The sequence below is a fragment of the Paracoccus sp. J55 genome, from assembly GCF_000513975.1.
Lineage (GTDB): Bacteria > Pseudomonadota > Alphaproteobacteria > Rhodobacterales > Rhodobacteraceae > Paracoccus.
This window is the reverse complement of record NZ_AZVA01000005.1, coordinates 94302-113914: the sequence shown is the minus strand read 5'-3', so window position 1 is coordinate 113914 and position 19613 is coordinate 94302. Positions and strand designations below refer to the sequence as shown.

At 69.4% G+C, this 19613-nt stretch carries 18 protein-coding genes; 11 read left to right on the top strand and 7 right to left on the bottom strand.

Going from position 1 to position 19613, the window contains the following annotated elements; all coding sequences use genetic code 11:
- The first annotated feature begins 135 nt into the window (after window positions 1-135).
- The 3 genes from radA (at window position 136) to purF (ending at window position 3780) form a co-directional block, all read left to right on the top strand.
- On the top strand, window positions 136-1500 hold the full coding sequence (gene radA / locus PARJ55_RS0106930) for a DNA repair protein RadA (protein ID WP_028712371.1): 1365 nt from the start codon (window positions 136-138) through the stop codon (window positions 1498-1500).
- A 42-nt stretch (window positions 1501-1542) separates the two neighbouring features.
- Complete coding sequence (locus PARJ55_RS0106925; protein ID WP_028712370.1) at window positions 1543-2148, top strand: CvpA family protein; 606 nt, start codon at window positions 1543-1545, stop codon at window positions 2146-2148.
- 135 nt (window positions 2149-2283) lie between these two features.
- The gene (gene purF, locus PARJ55_RS0106920; RefSeq protein ID WP_156929443.1) at window positions 2284-3780 is read left to right on the top strand and encodes an amidophosphoribosyltransferase; all 1497 of its coding nucleotides are present in this window, start codon (window positions 2284-2286) and stop codon (window positions 3778-3780) included.
- A gap of 87 nt (window positions 3781-3867) precedes the next feature.
- Here the strand turns inward: purF and PARJ55_RS0106915 are convergent, their stop codons facing one another.
- Genes PARJ55_RS0106915 through gmk form a run of 3 tightly spaced genes read right to left on the bottom strand, consistent with a single transcriptional unit; the run spans window position 3868 to window position 6073 of the window.
- Window positions 3868-4920: an ATP-binding protein gene (locus PARJ55_RS0106915; protein ID WP_028712368.1), complete on the bottom strand. Its 1053-nt coding sequence runs from the start codon at window positions 4918-4920 to the stop codon at window positions 3868-3870.
- A complete protein-coding gene (locus PARJ55_RS0106910) occupies window positions 4917-5444 on the bottom strand; it encodes a gamma carbonic anhydrase family protein (RefSeq protein WP_028712367.1) in 528 nt (175 codons plus the stop codon). Before PARJ55_RS0106910 ends, PARJ55_RS0106915 begins: the two co-directional genes overlap by 4 nt.
- On the bottom strand, window positions 5441-6073 hold the full coding sequence (gmk, locus tag PARJ55_RS0106905) for a guanylate kinase (RefSeq protein WP_028712366.1): 633 nt from the start codon (window positions 6071-6073) through the stop codon (window positions 5441-5443). Before gmk ends, PARJ55_RS0106910 begins: the two co-directional genes overlap by 4 nt.
- A 186-nt stretch (window positions 6074-6259) precedes the next feature.
- Here gmk and PARJ55_RS0106900 point away from each other — a divergent pair, with 186 nt between their 5' ends.
- Window positions 6260-7036: a PAS domain-containing protein gene (locus tag PARJ55_RS0106900; RefSeq protein WP_028712365.1), complete on the top strand. Its 777-nt coding sequence runs from the start codon at window positions 6260-6262 to the stop codon at window positions 7034-7036.
- A gap of 333 nt (window positions 7037-7369) precedes the next feature.
- On the opposite strand, the gene PARJ55_RS0106895 is transcribed toward PARJ55_RS0106900, so the two are convergent.
- The gene (locus tag PARJ55_RS0106895) at window positions 7370-8776 is read right to left on the bottom strand and encodes a class II 3-deoxy-7-phosphoheptulonate synthase (RefSeq protein ID WP_036698095.1); all 1407 of its coding nucleotides are present in this window, start codon (window positions 8774-8776) and stop codon (window positions 7370-7372) included.
- Between the two features lie 117 nt (window positions 8777-8893).
- Here PARJ55_RS0106895 and PARJ55_RS0106890 point away from each other — a divergent pair, with 117 nt between their 5' ends.
- The 6 genes from PARJ55_RS0106890 to PARJ55_RS0106865 all read left to right on the top strand — a co-directional run bounded on the left by PARJ55_RS0106890 (window position 8894) and on the right by PARJ55_RS0106865 (window position 15269).
- Window positions 8894-9907, top strand: coding sequence for a GlxA family transcriptional regulator (locus PARJ55_RS0106890; RefSeq protein ID WP_051416178.1), 1014 nt, complete (start codon window positions 8894-8896; stop codon window positions 9905-9907).
- 125 nt (window positions 9908-10032) lie between these two features.
- The gene (locus tag PARJ55_RS0106885; RefSeq protein ID WP_028712362.1) at window positions 10033-11217 is read left to right on the top strand and encodes an ABC transporter substrate-binding protein; all 1185 of its coding nucleotides are present in this window, start codon (window positions 10033-10035) and stop codon (window positions 11215-11217) included.
- Window positions 11218-11320: 103 nt separating this feature from the next.
- Complete coding sequence (locus tag PARJ55_RS0106880) at window positions 11321-12199, top strand: ABC transporter ATP-binding protein (protein ID WP_036698098.1); 879 nt, start codon at window positions 11321-11323, stop codon at window positions 12197-12199.
- Window positions 12199-12909 carry an ABC transporter ATP-binding protein gene (locus tag PARJ55_RS0106875; protein WP_028712360.1) on the top strand — a complete coding sequence of 237 codons (711 nt, stop codon included), beginning with the start codon at window positions 12199-12201 and terminating at the stop codon, window positions 12907-12909. Before PARJ55_RS0106880 ends, PARJ55_RS0106875 begins: the two co-directional genes overlap by 1 nt.
- A gap of 2 nt (window positions 12910-12911) precedes the next feature.
- Window positions 12912-13913, top strand: a complete 1002-nt coding sequence (locus tag PARJ55_RS0106870; protein ID WP_028712359.1) for a branched-chain amino acid ABC transporter permease — start codon at window positions 12912-12914, stop codon at window positions 13911-13913.
- A 15-nt stretch (window positions 13914-13928) separates the two neighbouring features.
- Entirely contained in the window at window positions 13929-15269 is a 1341-nt protein-coding gene (locus PARJ55_RS0106865; protein ID WP_028712358.1) for a branched-chain amino acid ABC transporter permease, read from the top strand.
- An 81-nt stretch (window positions 15270-15350) separates the two neighbouring features.
- Here PARJ55_RS0106865 and purN read toward each other — a convergent pair whose 3' ends face one another.
- Together purN and purM are read right to left on the bottom strand one after the other, a co-directional pair.
- Complete coding sequence (purN, locus tag PARJ55_RS0106860) at window positions 15351-15947, bottom strand: phosphoribosylglycinamide formyltransferase (protein WP_028712357.1); 597 nt, start codon at window positions 15945-15947, stop codon at window positions 15351-15353.
- On the bottom strand, window positions 15944-16990 hold the full coding sequence (gene purM, locus PARJ55_RS0106855; protein WP_028712356.1) for a phosphoribosylformylglycinamidine cyclo-ligase: 1047 nt from the start codon (window positions 16988-16990) through the stop codon (window positions 15944-15946). The genes purN and purM overlap by 4 nt, the downstream gene beginning before the upstream one ends.
- 204 nt (window positions 16991-17194) lie before the next feature.
- Here purM and PARJ55_RS0106845 point away from each other — a divergent pair, with 204 nt between their 5' ends.
- The gene (locus PARJ55_RS0106845) at window positions 17195-18772 is read left to right on the top strand and encodes an SARP family transcriptional regulator (protein ID WP_232215675.1); all 1578 of its coding nucleotides are present in this window, start codon (window positions 17195-17197) and stop codon (window positions 18770-18772) included.
- 5 nt (window positions 18773-18777) lie between these two features.
- On the opposite strand, the gene PARJ55_RS0106840 is transcribed toward PARJ55_RS0106845, so the two are convergent.
- The gene (locus PARJ55_RS0106840) at window positions 18778-19530 is read right to left on the bottom strand and encodes a pentapeptide repeat-containing protein (RefSeq protein ID WP_028712354.1); all 753 of its coding nucleotides are present in this window, start codon (window positions 19528-19530) and stop codon (window positions 18778-18780) included.
- Window positions 19531-19613 lie beyond the last annotated feature (83 nt).

Below are 19613 nucleotides of genomic sequence, written 5' to 3'. Positions count from 1 at the left end.
TGTTTTCCAAATACCCATCTTGCAGCCCGGCCCGGCGCCCGAGTTGATGGAACCGCCGCAGGGGTATTTCAGAAACAGAGAAAGCCCGTCCGGCGCCCCATGGCATCCCCCGCCGCGATCTGCCACATATCCCGCATGGCCAAACCGATCACCGCCTTCACCTGCACCGCCTGCGGCGCCCGCCATCGCAAATGGGCCGGCCGCTGCGACGCCTGCGGCGCCTGGAACACCATCGTCGAGGAGGCGCCGCTTTCCCAGGGCCCCGGGCGCGGCCTCGGCACGCTCAAGGGCAAGCCGATCCCGCTTTCGGGCCTCGCCACGCAAGAGGCGCCGCCGCCGCGCGCCACCTCGGGCATCGCCGAGTTCGATCGGGTGCTGGGCGGCGGGCTGGTGCCCGGCTCGGCGATCCTGGTCGGCGGCGATCCGGGCATCGGCAAGTCCACGCTGCTCTTGCAGGCCGCCGCCGCCTTCGCCCGCGCCGGCCAGCAGGCGATCTATGTCTCGGGCGAGGAAGCCAGCGCCCAGGTCCGGCTGCGCGCGCAGCGCCTGGGCCTCGGCGACGCACCCGTCCGCCTGGGGGCCGAGACCGCCTTGCGCGACATCCTGACCACGCTCGACGCCGAACGGCCGGACGTCGCGGTGATCGACTCGATCCAGACGCTCTGGTCCGACCGGATCGAGGCGGCGCCCGGCTCGGTCGCGCAGGTCCGCGCCGCCGCGCATGAGCTCGTCACCTTCGCCAAGCGCCGCGGCACCGCGGTCATCCTGGTCGGCCATGTCACCAAGGAGGGCCAGATCGCCGGCCCGCGCGTCGTCGAGCACATGGTCGACACCGTGCTGTATTTCGAGGGCGAGCGCGGCCACCAGTTCCGCATCCTGCGCGCCCACAAGAACCGTTTCGGTCCGGCCGACGAGATCGGCGTCTTCGAGATGACCGGCGGCGGGCTCTCCGAAGTCGCCAATCCCTCGGCGCTGTTTCTGTCCGAACGCGGCGAGGCCAGCGCCGGCTCGGCCGTCTTCGCCGGCATCGAGGGCACCCGCCCGGTGCTGACCGAGGTGCAGGCCCTCGTCGCCCCCTCGACATTGGCAAGTCCCCGCCGAACCGTGGTCGGACTCGATGGCGGCCGGGTCTCGACCATCCTCGCCGTGCTCGAGGCGCGCTGTGCCGTTCCCTTCGCCGGCCTTGACGTTTTTCTCAATGTTGCCGGGGGGATGCGCGTCGCCGAGCCTGCAGCCGACCTCGCCATCGCCGCCGCGCTGCTCAGCGCGCGCGAGGACTTCGCGCTGCCGCCCGAAGCCGTGCTTTTCGGCGAGATCAGCCTTTCCGGCGCGTTACGGCCGGTCGCGCAGGCGGAAAACAGGTTGAAAGAGGCGCAGAAACTTGGTTTTTCACGGGCGATCCTGCCGGCGGCCACCAAGGTCGAGGGCATGGCCGCGATGCGGATCGACCGCATCGCGGATCTGACAAGTTTCGTGGGCGAGACATTCGGCGCCGGATGAACTCGTCCCAAGACGCGGGCAATGCCGCGAAAGGGCGTGAAAATGGACGGATTCACCATCATCGACGGCATCGTCGCGGCCGTGATCATCCTCTCGGCGATCCTGGCCTATGCGCGCGGCTTCGTGCGCGAATCGCTGGCGATCCTGGGCTGGATCGGCGCGGCGGTGCTGGCCTTCATCTTCGCGCCGACGGTGCGGCCGATGGTGGCGCAGGTGCCGGGGCTGAACAAGTTCCTGGCCGACAGCTGCGAGCTGGCCACCATCGCCGGCTTCGCCACGGTCTTCGCGCTGGCGCTGGTGCTGTTCTCGATCATCACGCCGCTGTTTTCCTCGGTCGTGCAGCGTTCCGCGCTTGGCGGCGTCGACCAGGGCATGGGGTTCCTGTTCGGCGTGGCGCGCGGCATCCTGCTCGTCGCCATCGCCTTCATCGTCTATGACCGGGTGATGGCCACCCAGCCCGTCGCGGTGGTGGAAAACTCGCGCTCGGCCCAGGTGTTCGAGCGCATGCGCGGCCAGATGGACCAGCAGATCCCGCAGGACGCCCCCGGCTGGGTGGTCAGCCGCTACGAGCAGCTGGTGCGCAGCTGCGGGCCCGTGGGCCAGCCGGTCGATGCCGCGACTCCCGTCCCCGCCACGCCGGCGAACTAGGGCGATATGGCTCTTTTGTGACATAAAATGCGCCCCGCGATGGCGGTGGGGCGTGACTTCGCCGGCCTGACACCCTAGATTGGCGTCGAACGTCCCCTATACCCAGCCCCGGAATAGCCCCAAGAGTCGGTGATGATGCAGCCATTCCTTGCCCATCCCTTCGATTCCGACCGCCTGCACGAAGAATGCGGCGTGTTCGGCGTGATCGGAGTGACGGATGCCGCCAATTTCGTCGCCCTCGGGCTGCACGCCCTGCAGCATCGCGGACAGGAGGCCGGCGGTATCGTCAGCCACGATGCCGAGCAGGGCTTCAACAGCGCCCACCGCTTCGGCTATGTGCGCGACAACTTCACCAAGCAAAGCCTGATGGAGACGCTGCCCGGCTCGCTCGCCATCGGCCATGTGCGCTATTCCACCGCCGGCACCAAGGCGGCGACGGCGATCCGCGACGTGCAGCCCTTCTTCGGCGAATTCGCCATGGGCGGCTGCGCCATCGCCCATAACGGCAACATCACCAACGCCATGGCGCTGCGCCGCGAACTGATCGAGCGCGGCTCGATCTTCCAGTCCAGCAGCGACAGCGAATGCATCATCCACCTGATGGCGCGGTCCATCCAGCGCAACATCCCCGAGCGGATGAAGGACGCGCTGCGCCGGGTCGAGGGCGCCTTTTCGGTCATCGCCATGACCCGCACCAAGCTGATCGGCGTGCGCGACCCCCTGGGCGTGCGGCCGCTGGTGCTGGGCAGGCTGGGCGACGAGGGTTTCGTGCTGGCCTCGGAAACCTGCGCGCTCGACATCATCGGCGCCGAGTTCCTGCGCGAGATCGAGCCGGGCGAGATGGTGGTGATCTCGAAGGGCGAGGTCGAAAGCTCGCGCCCCTTCGGCCCCTCCAAGGGCCGGTTCTGCATCTTCGAGCATGTCTATTTCTCGCGCCCCGATTCGATCATCGGCGGCCGCTCGGTCTATGAGACCCGGCGCCAGATCGGCGTGGAACTGGCGCGCGAGGCCCCGGTCGAGGCCGACCTGGTCTGCCCGGTGCCCGACAGCGGCACCCCCGCCGCCATCGGCTATGCGCATGAAAGCGGCATCCCCTTCGGCATGGGCATCATCCGCAACCAGTATATGGGCCGGACCTTCATCGAGCCGACCGAGCAGATCCGCAACATGGGCGTGCGGCTGAAGCTCAACGTCAACCGGGCGCTGGTCAAGGGCAAGCGCGTGGTGCTGGTGGACGATTCCGTGGTGCGCGGCACGACCAGCCGCAAGATCAAGGACATGATCCTGGACGCCGGCGCGGCCGAGGTGCATTTCCGCATCGCCAGCCCGCCCACCGCCTGGCCCTGCTTCTACGGCGTGGACACGCCCGACCGCGACAAGCTGCTGGCCGCGCAGATGTCCGAGGAAGAGATGCGCGAATGGATCGGCGTCGACAGCCTGGCCTTCGTGTCGCTGGACGGGCTCTATCGCGCCGTGGGCGAGGCAGAGGGCCGCAACAAGTCCTGTCCGCAATATTGCGACGCCTGCTTCTCGGGCGAATATCCGGTGGCGCCCTTCGACCAGCTGGAACGCGGCTTCCGCATGAAATCCGACGGCAACCCGGCGCCGGTCACCGGCCACGCGGCAGAGTGATCCGCGCGCGGCGCTGAAGCCGGGCAGAAAAAAGCCGGGGGTTAGATGCCCCCGGCTTTTTTTCACCCCCGCCCCCGCCTGGCCGGTTCAGATGCGGCCGATCTGCTCGGGCAGGATGACGGTGAAGCGGCTGCCCTGCCCGCGCTCGCTCTCGATGCGCAGCCGGCCGCGATGCCGGTTCACGATATGCTTGACGATGGCAAGGCCCAGCCCGGTGCCGCCCTGCTCGCGCGAGCGGTGGGTATCCACGCGATAGAACCGTTCGGTCAGCCGCGGCAGATGCTGGGGGTCGATGCCCTCGCCCCGGTCGGCGACGCAGACCGACCAGGCCGGGCCGCGCAGCACCGGCTCATGCGCCAGACGCTCCAGCGTCACCGTGACGACGCCGCCCGCGCCGCCATATTTCACCGCGTTCTCGATCAGGTTGTGGAACACCTGCACCAGCTGGTCGGCATCGCCCGGCACCGGCACCTTCCCGCCGGCGCCCTGCAGGTCCAGCTGCACCCCGGCCGCGGTGGCGGCAGGGGTCAGCGTCGCAACCACGCCGCCAAGCAGCGCCGCCAGATCGAGGCTCTGCGCCGGCCGGCGGCGCTCGTCCTGTTCGACCCGGCTCAGCGACAGGAGGTCGGCAACCAGCCGGTTCATCCGCCCCGCCTCGCGCTCCATGATGTCGAGAAAGCGGGCGCGCGCCGCGGGATCGTTGCGGGCCGGGCCGCGCAGCGTCTCGATGAAGCCCATCAGCGCGGTCAGCGGTGTGCGCAGCTCGTGGCTGACATTGGCGACGAAATCACGGCGCATCTGCTCGGTCTCCTCGTCGCGCGAACGGTCCTCGATCGCCACCGTGGCGCCGTTGAGCCCGGGCGCCCGCAGCGCCGTCACCGTCACCTCGCAGAACACCCGCCGGTCGGCGGCGCCCAGCGTGGCGGTCAGCGGCGCCCGGTCCTGCCCGGCCAGCACCGCGTCCAGCGCGGCATTGACCTCGGGGTGGCGCAGCACGGTGACGAAGGGCCGCCCGCCCGGCACCGTGCCCAGCAGCGCCTCGGCCGCCTCGTTGGCGCCGATGATGCGCGCATGGCCGTCCACCACCAGCATCGGCACCGGCACGCCGCGAAGCAGCGCATGCAGCCGCGCCTCGATCATTCCGGGAGGGCCTGGGTCAATCCCCGGCGGAAGCGGGCGGCGTTGCGGCTGTAGCCCTCGGCCGATTTCAGCAGCTGCGCCCGCGCCGCCTCGTCCAGTTCGCGCACGATCTTGCCCGGCGCGCCCATGACCAGAGAGCCGGGCGGGATCACCTTGTTCTCGGCGATCAGCGCCCCGGCGCCGATCAGCGAACCGGCGCCGATTCGCGCCCCGTTCAGGATGATCGCGCCCATGCCGATCAGTGCCCCGTCCTCGATGGTGCAGCCGTGCAGGATGGCGCGGTGGCCGATGGTGCAATCGGCGCCGATGGTCAGCGGATAGCCCAGGTCAGTATGGCAGACCGTCAGGTCCTGCACGTTCGTGTTGCGGCCGACGCGGATCTCCTCGTTGTCGCCGCGCAGCACGGCGCCGAACCAGACGCTGGCCCCCGGCTCCAGCACCACCTTGCCCATCAGCTGCGCATCCGGCGCCACCCAGGCGTCCCCGGCGATTTGCGGCGCGATGCCGTCCAGTTCCCAGATCATGCGCTTTCCTCCTCCATGAGCGCGCGGACGAAGGGACCAAGGCCGACCTGCCGGGCGCGGCGCATCCGCTCGGCCCGCAGGATGGTCTTCAGCGCCTCGGCGCTTCGGTCCAGATCGTCGTTGACGATGACGTAGTCGTATTCCGCCCAATGGCTGATCTCGTCGCGGCTCTTGCGCATCCGGCCGGCGATCACCTCGGGCGCGTCCTGCTGGCGCGCGACCAGCCGGCGCTCCAGCTCGGCCAGGCTGGGCGGCAGCACGAAGATCGAGATGACATGCGCGCCAAGGGACGAGGCGCGGATCTGCTGGCCGCCCTGCCAGTCCACGTCGAAAAGCGTGTCGCGACCGGCCCGCATCGCCTCTTCCACCGGGCCGCGCGGCGTGCCGTAGAAATTGCCGAAGACCTCGGCATGTTCCAGCATCTCGCCCGCCTCGACCATGGCGCGGAACTGCGCTGGGGTGCGGAAATAATAGTGCTCGCCCTCGATCTCGCCCGGGCGCGGGCTGCGGGTCGTGGCCGAGACGGAAAAGCGCAGATCGGGGTCCCAGTCCATCAGCCGCCGCGCCAGCGTCGACTTGCCCGCCCCCGAGGGCGAGGACAGGATGACCAGAAGTCCGTTGCGTTCCATCTGCATGCCCTTGCCCCTGCCGTTCCAGCGCCGCCTGAATGGCCTTGCCCGCCAGCCGGGTCAAGCCCCGGGGGAAGCGCCGGGGTTTTTAACCATCGGTAAAGAAATCGCTCGGCAGCGGGAAGCGAAAGGATTAGATTTCCGCCAAGGGTTTGTTGCACGGGTAAGCAGGTAAGGCCGGAACGGATGGCGAAGGACCACGGACAGGACGAGGATTGCGCACGGAAATCCGGCCTGCCCGGGCTTCGGCCCGGCAAGCTTCTGCATCTTGCCGATTACGAGCCGGTCCAGCCCGAACGCATCCTGGGCGAGCTGCGCGGCTATTGGGAAGGGCTGCGCCAGGGCCGCGCCATTCCCGACCGCGCCGATATCGAGCCGCGCGGCATCCGCCGGGCGCTGGACTATGCCTTCATCCTTGAACGCATCGCCCCGGGCGCGGCGCGCTTTCGTCTGGCCGGGCGCCATCTGATCGACCTGATGGGGATGGAGGTGCGCGGCATGCCGCTTTGCGCCTTTCTGAACACAAGTTCGCGCGGGCGGCTGTCGGATGTGCTGGAAAGCGTGTTCCGCGGCCCGCAGATCGCCGAGATGACGCTGGAATCGCCGGCCGGCTACGGCCGCCCGGCGCTGGAGGGGCGGCTGCTGCTCCTGCCGCTGCGCTCGGATCTCGGGGACGTGACGCGGGCGCTTGGCTGCCTGATCGCGCAGGGCCGGTTCGGCGAGGCGCCGCGCCGCTTCGACCTGCTCTCGGATCAGGAATTTCCGGTCATTCCCGGCGCCCGGGTGCTGGAGCCCTCGCCGTCGCGGGCGGGCTTTGCCGAGCCCCCCGCGCCCTGGAGCGGGATTTGCGCATCCAGCCCCTCCGATCCGCCTCCCGATCCGGCCACGCCCGAAGAGCGCCGCGCCCGTTTCCGCATCGTCAGCAGCACCGAGCCGCCGAAGCCGCGCGGACGCCGCTTCTGAACCTTGTTCCTCGGCAGCGGAGAGGCGGGACGCATAGGGTTCCGGACCCGCCGCTTGGGGCGGAGCGGCCGCATGACCCCGCCGCCGCTATCCCCTTTGATCGGGCCCATGTCGCTGCGGCCCTGCCTGCCCCTTCCCGCTGTACCGAAAACCGTCTCCGGCGGCAAGCGCCCGCAGCCCTGCGGCATGGCGCCGGCCCTTCCGGCGGGGCGCTTCGCCGCCCGTGCCGAAGCGGGATGCCTGCCGCGCACGGGGCAACGCCGCGCCTGAACACCGCGCATGAAAAAGGCGGCGAGGCCGTGGCCCGCCGCCCGTTTCGCCTTTGCCGGCGGATCAGCTCGCCTTGGCGTGCCTGGAACCGTTGACGCGGCGATTGCGCAGTTCTTCGGCCACGAGGAAGGCCAGCTCCAGCGACTGGCTGGCATTCAGACGCGGATCGCAGGCGGTGTGATAGCGGTCCGACAGGTCCTCGTCGGTCACGGCGCGCACGCCGCCGGTGCATTCGGTCACGTCCTTGCCGGTCATCTCGAAATGCACGCCGCCGGGGATGGTGCCCTCGGCGCGATGGACGGCAAAGAACTCGCGCACCTCGCGCAGCACCGAATCGAAGGGCCGGGTCTTGTAGCCCGAGGCCGACTTGATGGTGTTGCCGTGCATCGGGTCGCAGGACCAGACGACATTCGCGCCCTCTTCCTGCACCGCCTTGATCAGGCGCGGCAGGTGGTCGCCGACCGAGCCGGCGCCGAAGCGGGCGATCAGCGTCAGCCGGCCGGCCTCGTTTTCCGGGTTCAGCTTGGCGATCAGCGCCTTGAGATCGCTGTCGGTGATCGAGGGGCCGCATTTCAGCCCGATCGGGTTCTGCACGCCGCGGCAGAATTCGACATGCGCGCCGTCGACCTGGCGGGTGCGGTCGCCGATCCAGATCATGTGGCCCGAGCCGGCGACCGGCAGGCCGGTGGTCGAATCGATGCGGGCCAGCGCCTCTTCGTATTCCAGCAGCAGCGCCTCGTGGCTAGTGTAGAAATCCACCTTGCCGAGGTCATGCGCGGTTTCCGAGGTCACGCCGGCGGCGGCCATGAAGGCCATGGCGTCGCTGATCCGGTCGGCGATGTCGCGATAGCGCGCGGCTTCCTCGCCGCCGGTGAAGTCGCTGATCCAGTTCTGCACCCGGTGGATGTCGGCATAGCCGCCGGTCGAGAAGGCGCGCAGCAGGTTCAGCGAGGCCGCGGCCTGGGTATAGGCCGAAAGCATGCGCTGCGGGTCGGGGATGCGCGCCTTGGGCGTGAAATCGAAGCCGTTGATGATGTCGCCGCGATAGATCGGCAGCTCCTGCTCGCCGATCTTTTCGGTCGGGGCCGAGCGCGGCTTGGCGAACTGGCCCGCCATGCGGCCGACCTTGACCACCGGCAGCTGCGCGCCCCAGGTCAGCACCACGGCCATCTGCAGCATGACCTTGAAGGTGTCGCGGATGTTGTCGGCCGAAAATTCGGCAAAGCTTTCGGCGCAGTCGCCGCCCTGCAGCAGGAAGGCGCGGCCGGCGGCGACCTCGCCCAGCGAGGCCTTCAGGCGGCGCGCCTCGCCGGCAAAGACCAGCGGCGGGTATTTGGCCAGCTGGGCCTCGACCGCCTCCAGCGCGGCCTGGTCGGGATAGTCGGGCATCTGGACGCGCGGATAGGCGCGCCAGCCGCGCTTGTCCCATGCCTTCGCCGGGGTCGCGGAACTGGAATTCGTCGGTGCCATGATCCTATCCTTCATGCAAGCGGTGCCTGCCATATAGAGGGTGCAGAACCAAAGGAAAAGCCTTGCGCGCGCCGCGATTGCCTGCTGATCTGCGCCGAGTTCAGCCGCGCGACCGACATGCCAGAGCCAGATCCAGCCGTCCCCTCCGTTCCGGAGCCGATTCCGGCCCCTTCCGCGTCCCGGCCGCGGCGCTATGTCTTCCTGCTTCTGGAACGGTTCACCATGGCCTCCTTTGCCGCCGCCATCGAGCCGCTGCGGCTGGCGAACCGGCTTGCCGGCCGCGAGCTTTACGAATGGCGGCTGATCGGCGAACAGGCCCAGACCGCCACCTGTTCGAACGGCACGCGCATCCTGCTGGACGGCCCGCTGACCGAAACCCGGCGCGACGATACGGTGCTGGTCTGCGGCGGGCTCGACGTGGGCCGTGCGACGACCCGCTCGGTGCTGGCCTGGCTGCGGCGCGAGGCCCGGCGCGGCACCCGCATCGGCGCGCTCTGCACCGGCACCTGGGTGCTGGCCGAAGCCGGCTTGCTGGACGGCCGCCGCTGCACCATCCATTGGGAAAACCAGGACGGATTCGCCGAGAAATTCCCCGATGTGACCCTGATCCGCACGGTTTTCGTCGAGGACGGCAACCGGCTGACCGCCGCCGGCGGCACGGCCGCCATCGACCTGATGCTGCGCCAGATCGCCCGCGACCACGGCGCCGAACTGGCCAGCCGCGTGGCCGACCAGATGATCCACACCGCCATCCGCTCGGAGGAGGACCACCAGCGCCTTTCGGTCCCGACCCGCATCGGCGCCCGCCATCCCCGGCTGGCGCAGGTCGTCGCCCGCATGGAGGCCAATATCGAGGACCCGATCAGCCCGGCGCGGCTGGCCTCGGAAGCCGGGATGTCGCCGCGCCAGCTGGAGCGGCTGTTCGCGCGCTACCTGGGCCGCTCGCCCAAGCGCTATTACATGGAAATCCGGCTGGAACGCGCCCGCAACCTGCTGCTGCAGACCGAGATGAGCGTGATGGAAATCGCGCTGGCCAGCGGTTTCGCCTCGGCCGCGCATTTCTCGAAATGCTACCGCGCCACCTATGGCTGCACCCCCTATCGCGAGCGCGGCGCGGCGGCGGCGGGCTGAGGGGGTCATTTCGCTGCGGCACGCGGCCGATTTGCCGCTTTCGCCGGTCGCCAATACGCTTTTCTTTTCATCCGCGCGCTTATAACCTGTCAGACAGGACAATGTTCCACTCAGGGAGACGACTGATGAAAAAGCTTCTTCTGGCCAGCGCCGCCGGAGCCTTGCTTGCCGGTGCGGCCGGTGCCGAGGAAATCAAGATGGGCATTTCGCTGGGCCTGACCGGCCCGCTGGAATCGATCTCGCCCGCGATGCAGAAGGGCGCGGAACTGGCGATGAAGGAGGTCTCGGACAGCGGCAAGCTGCTGGACGGTTCGACCATCGTGCCCGTGGTGGCCGACAACACCTGCGCCGACGCCGCCGCCTCGGTGGCCGCGGTCGAACGCCTGGTGACGGCCGAGGGCGTCAAGGGCATCATGGGCGGCATGTGCTCGGGCGAAACCATCGCCTCGCTGGAACGGGTCGGCGTGCCGAACGGCGTGGTGATGATCTCGCCCTCGGCCACCTCGCCGGCGCTTTCGACGATCGACGACAAGGGCTTCTTCTTCCGCACCTCGCCCTCGGACGCGCGCCAGGGCGAAGTCATGGCCGATATCGTGCTGGAGCGCGGCATCAACAGCGTCGCCGTCACCTATACCAACAACGATTACGGCAAGGGCCTCGCCGACAGCTTCGCCGAGGCCTACAAGGCCAAGGGCGGCAGCGTCACCGTGGTCTCGGCCCATGACGACGGCAAGGCCGACTATTCGGCCGAGGTCGCCGCGCTGGCCGCCGCCGGCGGCGATGCGCTGGTCGTGGCCGGCTATGCCGACCAGGGCGGCTCGGGCATCATCCAGGGTTCGCTGGACACCGGCGCCTTCGAAACCTTCGTGCTGCCCGACGGCATGGTGAACAACGTCTTGGTCGAGAAATTCGGCACCCAGCTGGAAACCTCGTTCGGCCAGAACCCCTCGGCCGAGGGCGAAGGGCACGAGAAATTCGACGCGCTGGCCAAGGAAGCCGGTTTCGACGGCACCTCGGCCTATGCCGGCGAATCCTATGACGCCGCCGCGCTGATGCTGCTGGCCATGCAGGCCGCCCAGTCCTCGGACCCCAAGGTCTACAAGGACAAGGTGATGGAAGTCGCCAACGAGCCGGGCGAGAAGATCTATCCGGGCGAGCTGGCCAAGGCGCTTGAACTGCTCGCCGCGGGCCAGGACATCGATTACGTCGGCGCCACCTCGGTCGAGCTGATCGAGCCCGGCGAAAGCGCCGGCGTCTATCGCGAGGTCGACTTCAAGGGCGGCCAGCTGAACGTGGTCGGCTACCGCTAAGGCGGACGGTCGGGAAGGGTCCGGTCCGCCGGGCCCTTTTTCCTAATCAAAAGCAATCCCGTAACGGGAATTCTTCATGCAACGCATGAAGCTGGGGAGCGACATGATCCAGGTCCGGGACCTGCACAGGCATTTCGGAGGCTTCCGCGCCGTCGATGGCGCCAGCCTGACGATCGAGAAAGGCTCGATCACCGGTTTGATCGGCCCGAACGGCGCCGGAAAATCCACACTTTTCAACGTGATCGCCGGGGTTCTGAAACCGACCTCCGGCCAAGTCACCATGGCGGGCGAGGACATCACCGGCCTGCCGCCGCACGAACTGTTCCACAAGGGGCTGCTGCGCACTTTCCAGCTGGCGCATGAATTCTCGTCGATGACGGTGCGCGAGAACCTGATGATGGTTCCCGGCGGGCAATGCGGCGAGACGCTGGTCAATACCTGGTTCCGCCGCGGCCGCATCCGCGAGGAAGAGCGCGCGCTTCGCAAGAAGGCCGACGAGGTGCTTGACTTCCTGACCATTTCCCATGTCGCCGATGAAAAGGCCGGCAACCTGTCCGGGGGCCAGAAGAAGCTGCTGGAACTGGGCCGCACCATGATGGTGGACGCGAAGATCGTCTTTCTGGACGAGGTCGGCGCCGGGGTGAACCGCACGCTTCTGGGCACCATCGGCGACGCCATCGTGCGGCTGAACAAGGAACGCGGCTATACCTTCTGCGTGATCGAGCACGACATGGATTTCATCGGCCGGCTCTGCGATCCGGTGATCGTCATGGCGGCGGGCAAGGTGCTGGCCCAGGGCTCGGCCGACAGCATCATGAAGAACGAGGCGGTAATCGAGGCCTATCTGGGCACCGGGCTCAAGAACAAGGTCGCTGCCGAAGTGGCCGAGGAGGCCGCCTTCGGCGAATCGCACGGCGCCCAGCCCGGCCTTGGCGCCGAGGCCGGACGCGGCGGCGACGGCAAACCGGCGGGAGAGCTGTGATGGCAGAGCCCTATCTTTCCGCCACCGCCATGCGCGGCGGCTATGGCAAGGCCGACATCCTGAACGGCTGCACGCTTACCGTGGACAAGGGGCAGATCGCGGTGATCGTCGGCCCGAACGGCGCCGGCAAATCGACGGCGATGAAAGCCGTCTTCGGCATGCTGCACCTGCGCGAAGGCCAGGTCGCGCTGGCCGGCGAGGACATCACCCCTCTCAGCCCGCAGGAACGGGTGCGCAAGGGCATGGGCTTCGTGCCGCAGACCCACAACATCTTCCCGACCATGACGGTCGAGGAAAACCTGGAAATGGGCGCCTTCATCCGCGAGGACGATTACCGCGACACCATGGCCCAAGTCTATGAGCTGTTCCCCGCCGTGGCCGACAAGCGCAAGCAGAATGCGGGCGAGCTTTCCGGCGGCCAGCGCCAGCAGGTCGCCGTCGGCCGGGCGCTGATGACCAGGCCCAGCCTGCTGATGCTGGACGAGCCCACCGCAGGGGTCAGCCCCATCGTCATGGACGAGCTGTTCGACCGCATCATCGAGGTCGCCCGCACCGGGATTTCCATCCTGATGGTCGAGCAGAACGCCCGGCAGGCGCTGGAGATCGCCGATATCGGCTATGTCCTGGTGCAGGGCGCCAACCGCTACACCGACACCGGACAGGCGCTGCTCGCCGACCCCGAGGTCCGCCGCACCTTCCTGGGGGGCTGAAGATGGATATCCTGAACGCCCTCGTGGCCATCCTGAACTTCGTGGTGATCCCCGCCACCGCCTATGGGGCGCAGCTGGCGCTCGGCGCGCTGGGGGTGACGCTGATCTACGGCATCCTGCGCTTTTCCAACTTCGCCCATGGCGACACCATGGCCTTCGGTGCCGCGCTGGTGATCCTGATCACCTGGGGGCTGCAATCCATCGGCGTCGGGCTGGGCCCGCTGCCCACGGCACTGCTGGCCCTGCCCGTCGGCATCGCGCTGACGGCGGTCTTCGTGCTGGGCACCGACCGCGCGGTCTATCGCTTCTATCGCAGCAAACGCTCGGCGCCGATCATCCTGGTCATGGCCTCGGTCGGGGTCATGTTCATCATGAACGGTCTGACCCGGCTGGTGATCGGCGTCGACGAGATCCGCTTCGACGACGGGGCGCGTTTCCTGATCAGCGTGCAGCAGTTCCGCGCCTGGACCGGCCTGTCCGAGGGGCTGTCGCTGCGCGTCAGCCAGGCGCTGACGCTGGTGGTGACGGCGCTGGCCTGCTGGGCGCTGTTCCGCTTCCTGAATCGCTCGCGCGCCGGCAAGGCGATGCGCGCCTATTCCGACAACGAGGATCTGGCGCTGCTTTCCGGCATCGACCCCGAGCGGGTGGTGCGCCTGACCTGGATCATCGCCACCGCGCTGGCGGTGACGGCGGGCACGCTTTACGGCCTGGACAAGTCCTTCAAGGTCTTCAACTATTTCCAGATCCTGCTGCCGATCTTTGCCGCCGCCATCGTGGGGGGGCTCGGCAATCCCCTGGGTGCGGTGGCCGGCGGCTTCATCGTCGCCTTCTCGGAGGTCGCCGTCACCTATCCCTGGCGCAAGATCGCCACCTATCTGGGCTTCGAGCCCCAGGGGCTGCTGCAACTGCTGTCCACCGAATACAAGTTCGCGGTCAGCTTCGTGATCCTGATCGTGGTCCTGCTGTTCCGGCCGACCGGCCTGTTCCGCGGCAAATCCGTCTGAGGAGGGCGTTTATCCATGTCGAATACACGTCAAGCCGAAGCGGTCAGCCCCTGGCGCGCGCCGGTGCTGTTCCTGATCCTGGCCGCGCTGTTCCTGGCCGAGGGCAGCTTTCGCAACGCGCTGTTCTCGGGCAGCTGGAACACGGCGCTGGCCATCCTGAACATGGGGCTGATCTCGGCCGTCATGGCGCTGGGTGTGAACATGCAATGGGGCTATGCGGGGCTGTTCAACGCCGGCGTCGTCGGCTTCCTGGCGCTTGGCGGGCTGGCGCCGGTGCTGGTCTCGACCGCGCCGGTGCAGGGCGCCTGGGCGGCGGGCGGGCCGCGGCTGATCCTGGCGCTGCTGGTGGGGCTGGGAACGCTGGCGCTGGCGGCGCAGGTGTGGAGGCGCGTCCCGGGGCTTTTGCGCGTGCCCTCGCTGATCGCGGTGCTGGTGGTGGGATTCGTGCTCTATCGCTGGCTGTTCGATCCGGCGGTGATGGCGATCGAGGCGAACAATTCCGCCCGTGCCGGCAATATCGGCGGGCTGGGCTGGCCGGTGCTGCTGTCCTGGCCGGTCGGGGCGCTGTTCGCCGCCGCGGCCGCTTGGGGCATCGGCAAGGTGGCGCTGGGGCTGCGCTCGGACTATCTGGCCATCGCCACGCTGGGCATCGGCGAGATCATCGTGGCGGTGATGCGCAACGAGGAATGGCTGTCGCGCGGGGTCAAGAACGTCTCGGGCATCCCGCGCCCGGTGCCCTATGAGCTGAACCTGCAGAGCGATCCCGATTTCGTGGCCCGGGCCGCGGAATGGGGGCTGAGCCCGGCCGTGGCCTCGGGCATCTGGGTCAAGCTGCTCTATGCCGGCCTGTTCGGCGCCGTGCTGCTGGCGCTGATCCTGCTGGCCGAGCTGGCGCTGAAATCGCCCTGGGGCCGGATGATGCGCGCCATCCGCGACAACGAGACCGCCGCCGAGGCCATGGGCAAGGACGTCACCCGCCGCCATCTGCAGATCTTCGTCATCGGCAGCGCGGTGATCGGCCTTGCCGGCGCGATGATGGTCACGCTGGACGGGCTTCTGTCGCCGAACAGCTTCAATCCCCTGCGCTATACCTTCCTGATCTGGGTGATGGTGATCGTCGGCGGCTCGGGCAACAACTGGGGTGCGGCGCTGGGGGCGATCCTGATCTGGTTCCTGTGGATCAAGGCCGAGGTCTGGGGGCCCGAATTCATGCGGCTGGTCACCGGCCCGATGCCGGCGGGCGCCCTGCGCGACCATCTGCTGGGCAGCGCGCCGCATATGCGTTTCATCGCGCTGGGGGTGGTGCTGTTGCTGGTGCTGCGCTTCGCGCCGCGCGGGCTGGTGCCCGAGAAATAGCAGGCGAAGCCGCGGGGGCCTTGCCCCCGCACCCCCAGGGTATTTGGAAAACAGAGAAAGGCGCGGATCCGGGCCTTTCCCTCAGGCCGCAGTCAGGGTGACCGGCCTCTGGTCGCCCAGGGCGAAGCGGCGCAGCACCGCAGGATAGAGCCGGTGTTCCTGCACCAGCACCCGGGCGGCGAGGGTCTCGGCCGTATCGCCGGGCAGGATCGGCACCCGGGCCTGGCCGAGGATCGGGCCGGCGTCAAGCTCGGGCGTGACCAGGTGGACGGTGGCGCCGGCCTCGGCATCGCCGGCCTCGATCGCGCGCCGATGGGTATGCAGGCCGGGATATTTCGGCAAGAGCGAAGGGTGGATGTTCAGCATCCGGCCCTGGAAGCGCCGAACGAAATCCGGGGTGAGGATGCGCATGAAACCGGCGAGGCAAAGGATGTCGGGCTGCGCGGCCAGCAAGGGTTCCAGCAGCGCCGCCTCGAATGCGGCACGGTCGCCGCCGAAGGCGCGGTGGTCGATGGCGAAACTCGGCACGCCCATGGCCTCGGCCCGGGCGAGCCCGGCCGCCTGCGGATCGTTCGAGCCGACGACGACCGGCCGGGCCGGATGGTCGCCGGCCATCGATTCGACCAGCTTGACCATGTTCGAGCCGCCGCCCGAGATCAGGATGGCGACGCGTTTCACCGCAGCCGGCCGCTGTAGCGCACGCCCGCGCCGGGGCTGACATGGCCGAGCCGGATCACCGTTTCGCCCTGCGCCTTCAGCAGCGCCTCGAGTTCGACAGCACGGTCCGCGGTGACGGCCAGGATCATGCCGATGCCGCAGTTGAAGGTCTTGAGCATTTCGGGCGCGGCGATGGAGCCGGCCTCGGCCAGCCAGTCGAAGACCGGCGGCAGGCTGAAGCTGTCGAGATCGACCTCGGCCCCCAGCCCCTCGGGCAGCACGCGCGGCAGGTTCTCGGTGATGCCGCCGCCGGTGATATGCGCCGCGGCATGCACGCCCCCGGCGCGGATCGCCGCAAGCACCGGCCTGACATAGAGCCGGGTCGGCACCAGCAGCGCCTGGCCCAGCGTGCCCGCCGCGAAGGGGGCGGGCGCGTTCCAGTCCAGCCCGGCATGATCCGCCACCTTGCGCACCAGCGAGAAACCGTTGGAATGCACCCCGTCCGAGGCGAGGCCCAGCAGCACGTCGCCATCCGCCACCCCGGCGGGCAGCGCCGTGCCGCGTTCCATGGCGCCGACGGCGAAGCCGGCGAGGTCGAAATCGCCCTTGCCATACATGCCCGGCATCTCGGCCGTCTCGCCGCCGATCAGCGCGCAGCCCGAGCGCCGGCAGCCCTCGGCGATGCCGGTGATGACGCGGGCGGCCTCGTCGACCGAAAGCTTGCCGGTGGCGAAATAGTCGAGGAAGAACAGCGGCTCGGCGCCCTGGCAGACCAGGTCGTTCACGCACATCGCCACCAGGTCGATGCCGAGCCCGTCGAGTTCGCCCGTGTCGATGCCGATGCGCAGCTTGGTGCCGACGCCGTCGGTGGCCGCCACCAGAACCGGGTCCTGGTAGCCGGCGGCGCGCGGATCGAACAGCGCGCCGAAGCCGCCCAGCCCCTCCATCACGCCGGGCCGGCGGGTGGCGGCGGCGGCGGGCTTGATCCGCTCGACCAGCGCATTGCCCGCGTCGATATCCACTCCGGCCTCGGCATAGGACAGGCCGCTTTTGCGCTCGGTCATCTTGGGGTCCCCTTTGCTTTGACGCCCCGATAGCGCAGGCGCGGCGCGCAGGCAATGATCGGCTGCGGCCGCGGCGGGATTCGCCTGCAGGCTGGCGGCCGCATCCCCCTGATCCGGCGCGGCTTCTTGCTGTTCCGGCGGGCTGCGAGGGATTAAGATCGATTTCCAACCCTAACGAGGCCCGCGGCGAATCAAATGCCTGCCATGCTGAGTCTGATGGGAACGGTGCGTCTGCGGGGCGCCGGCGGGGCGGACCTGACCCCCCGCAGCCAGAAGGCGCGTGGCGCGCTGGCGCTGCTGGGCACGGCACCGGACCTGCGGCTCAGCCGCGCCCGTCTGCAGGACCTGCTGTGGAGCGAGCGGGCCAAGCAGCGCGGCTCGGACAGCCTGCGGCAGATGCTGCGGGAATTGCGCGGGGCGCTGGGGCCGGAAAAGGATATCCTGCTGGCCGGCGTGGGCTGGGTGGGGCTGGACCCCGAGCGGCTGCGCATCGACCTGACGCCGGTCTATGACGCCGGCGGCGCGCCGATCGAATTCGCCGCCGATCTGGACATTCCCGACCCGGAATTCGAGACATGGCTGCGCGACATGCGCCTGCGGCTGACGCCGGACAGCGACGGGCCGACCGCGCTGCAGCGGCTTCCCGCCCCGGCCGTGCCGGCCCGAAGCGACGGCGACGCCGCCCCCGGCGATTATGTCGTGGCGCTGCAGCCGGTCGAAAGCAATGACAGCCGCGCCCATGTCATCGGCGAGATGATCCTGAACGAGGCCGCCGCCCGCGCCTGCGAGATGATCCCCGCGGTGCTGGCCGACCGCATCGCCGTCAAGGCTCCGGCGACGGGCACGCAGGTCGGGGCGATCTGCTATTCCGCGGGGGTCGATTGTTCGCTGATGGTGGTGATGCGCGACCTTGCCTCGGGCGCGCGGGGCTGGACGCGGCGCTTCACCATCCGCGCCGCGGACGAGACCGCGACCATGCGCCATGCGGTGGCGCAGATCGCGGTGGCGCTGCTGGACCGGGCGCGGCGCACCGCGCCGCCGGCAAAGGGCCTGACCTTTCCGGTCTGGGACGTGTTCAGCTATTCCCGCGACCGTCTGGAATCCGCCGACCGCATCCTCGCCTCGCTGCCGCAGGAGCGGCAGAGCGGCGTGGCCCTGGCGCTGCGCTCCTATCTGCGCCACACGCTGATCAGCGAGCGGCTGACCCGGGACCCGGCGCGGTGCTCGGAAGAGGCCGAGACCTTCGCGCAGCTGGCCCGCGATCTGGCGCCGGCCAGTCCGGTGGTGCTGGCGGTGGCCTCGCTGTCGGCCTCGTGGCGACGGGACGCGGTGGGCGCGCTGGAGCTGGCGCAGGCCGCCTGCCGCAACGATCCCGACAACGAGCTGGCCTGTCATGCGCTGTCGCAGGCGCTGACCGATGTCGGCCGCGACCTGGAGGCGCTGGAGGCGACCGAGCGCGGCGCCCGCGGCGCCCTGGCCGAGCTGGGCCCGGCCTGCTGGCTGATGCGCCGCGCCATGGTGCAGCTGCGGCTGGGCCGGCTGGGCGATGCCGAAAACTCGGCCGCCGCCGCCTTTGCCTTCGCCACCGACAACCGGCCCTCGCTGCGCTTTCTGGCGGCGCTACGCTATCATCGCGGCGACGAGGCGGGCGCGGCGGACGCGTTGCGGCATCTGCGCCGGATCGAGCCGGATTTCTCGCTGGAGCTGATGGCCGATCCCGATTACCCGGTCGCGGCGCTGCGCATGGCCGGGCTGATGGGGATCACGCGCTCGGGCCTGTGACGCGCTCAGGGCGCCACCATCACCTCGAAGGCGATGGGCGCCCTGCCCTCGCCCGGCTCGACCACCAGCCGGGCGCGGCCCGGGGCGACGGCGCAGAAGGCCAGGACGCAGCGCGGAGCCGGCGGCGCGGCGGGCTGTTCGCCTGGCGGTTCTGCACGCAGCTCTTCGGGCGGTTCGGGGCCGGCAAGGACCGGCGCGCCCTCGATCCGGGCCAGGCCCGGCTGCCGGATGGCGGCCCCGGGAAGGCTGTCCAGATGCATCTCCAGCCGGTCGCCGCAGCGCAGGGACACGGGCTCGGCGGCATGCGCCTCGTGCAGGATGCAGGTCCGGGGCCGGTGCGGCGCCGGATAGCGCAGCGGCGGCGCGCCGGTGGCCATGGCGCGTTGCATGCTGTCGAGCCAGGCGTCGCGCAGCTGCGCGTCGGTCAGGTCGGCCCGGTCCAGCCGCGCCCCGGTCAGGTCGGCGCGCTCCAGCACCGCGCCGCGCAGGTCGGCATCCGACAGGTCGGCCAGCCCCAGGCTTGCCCCCGACAGGTTGGCCTCGCGCAGCCGCGCACCCGCGGCGCGCGCCGACCACAGGCTGGCGCCGCAGAGCTGGGCGCCGGTCAGGTCGGTCCGGGTCAGGTCGGCATAGGACAGGTCCGCCCCCACCAGCGTCATGCCCGACAGGTCCAGCCCGGCCAGATCGGCCCCGGCCAGGCGCAGGCGTCCCGTCGTCGCGATGCGCCGCACGATCTCGGCGCGGGTGTATTCCGCCATCGTCCCCTCGTTACCGCTTCGCGCCGGTCCATGCGGCGGGAGAAGTGCCCGGAGGCGGCTGCCTCCGCCCCCGGGCTACCGGA

Bases quoted from the DNA above. Each gene is read 5' to 3' on its own strand.
- radA (WP_028712371.1), top strand. From the start codon at position 136: ATGGCCAAACCGATCACCGCCTTCACCTGCACCGCCTGCGGCGCCCGC.
- PARJ55_RS0106925 (WP_028712370.1), top strand. From the start codon at position 1,543: ATGGACGGATTCACCATCATCGACGGCATCGTCGCGGCCGTGATCATC.
- purF (WP_156929443.1), top strand. From the start codon at position 2,284: ATGCAGCCATTCCTTGCCCATCCCTTCGATTCCGACCGCCTGCACGAA.
- PARJ55_RS0106915 (WP_028712368.1), bottom strand. From the start codon at position 4,920: ATGATCGAGGCGCGGCTGCATGCGCTGCTTCGCGGCGTGCCGGTGCCG.
- PARJ55_RS0106910 (WP_028712367.1), bottom strand. From the start codon at position 5,444: ATGATCTGGGAACTGGACGGCATCGCGCCGCAAATCGCCGGGGACGCC.
- gmk (WP_028712366.1), bottom strand. From the start codon at position 6,073: ATGGAACGCAACGGACTTCTGGTCATCCTGTCCTCGCCCTCGGGGGCG.
- PARJ55_RS0106900 (WP_028712365.1), top strand. From the start codon at position 6,260: ATGGCGAAGGACCACGGACAGGACGAGGATTGCGCACGGAAATCCGGC.
- PARJ55_RS0106895 (WP_036698095.1), bottom strand. From the start codon at position 8,776: ATGGCACCGACGAATTCCAGTTCCGCGACCCCGGCGAAGGCATGGGAC.
- PARJ55_RS0106890 (WP_051416178.1), top strand. From the start codon at position 8,894: ATGCCAGAGCCAGATCCAGCCGTCCCCTCCGTTCCGGAGCCGATTCCG.
- PARJ55_RS0106885 (WP_028712362.1), top strand. From the start codon at position 10,033: ATGAAAAAGCTTCTTCTGGCCAGCGCCGCCGGAGCCTTGCTTGCCGGT.
- PARJ55_RS0106880 (WP_036698098.1), top strand. From the start codon at position 11,321: ATGATCCAGGTCCGGGACCTGCACAGGCATTTCGGAGGCTTCCGCGCC.
- PARJ55_RS0106875 (WP_028712360.1), top strand. From the start codon at position 12,199: ATGGCAGAGCCCTATCTTTCCGCCACCGCCATGCGCGGCGGCTATGGC.
- PARJ55_RS0106870 (WP_028712359.1), top strand. From the start codon at position 12,912: ATGGATATCCTGAACGCCCTCGTGGCCATCCTGAACTTCGTGGTGATC.
- PARJ55_RS0106865 (WP_028712358.1), top strand. From the start codon at position 13,929: ATGTCGAATACACGTCAAGCCGAAGCGGTCAGCCCCTGGCGCGCGCCG.
- purM (WP_028712356.1), bottom strand. From the start codon at position 16,990: ATGACCGAGCGCAAAAGCGGCCTGTCCTATGCCGAGGCCGGAGTGGAT.
- PARJ55_RS0106845 (WP_232215675.1), top strand. From the start codon at position 17,195: ATGCTGAGTCTGATGGGAACGGTGCGTCTGCGGGGCGCCGGCGGGGCG.
- PARJ55_RS0106840 (WP_028712354.1), bottom strand. From the start codon at position 19,530: ATGGCGGAATACACCCGCGCCGAGATCGTGCGGCGCATCGCGACGACG.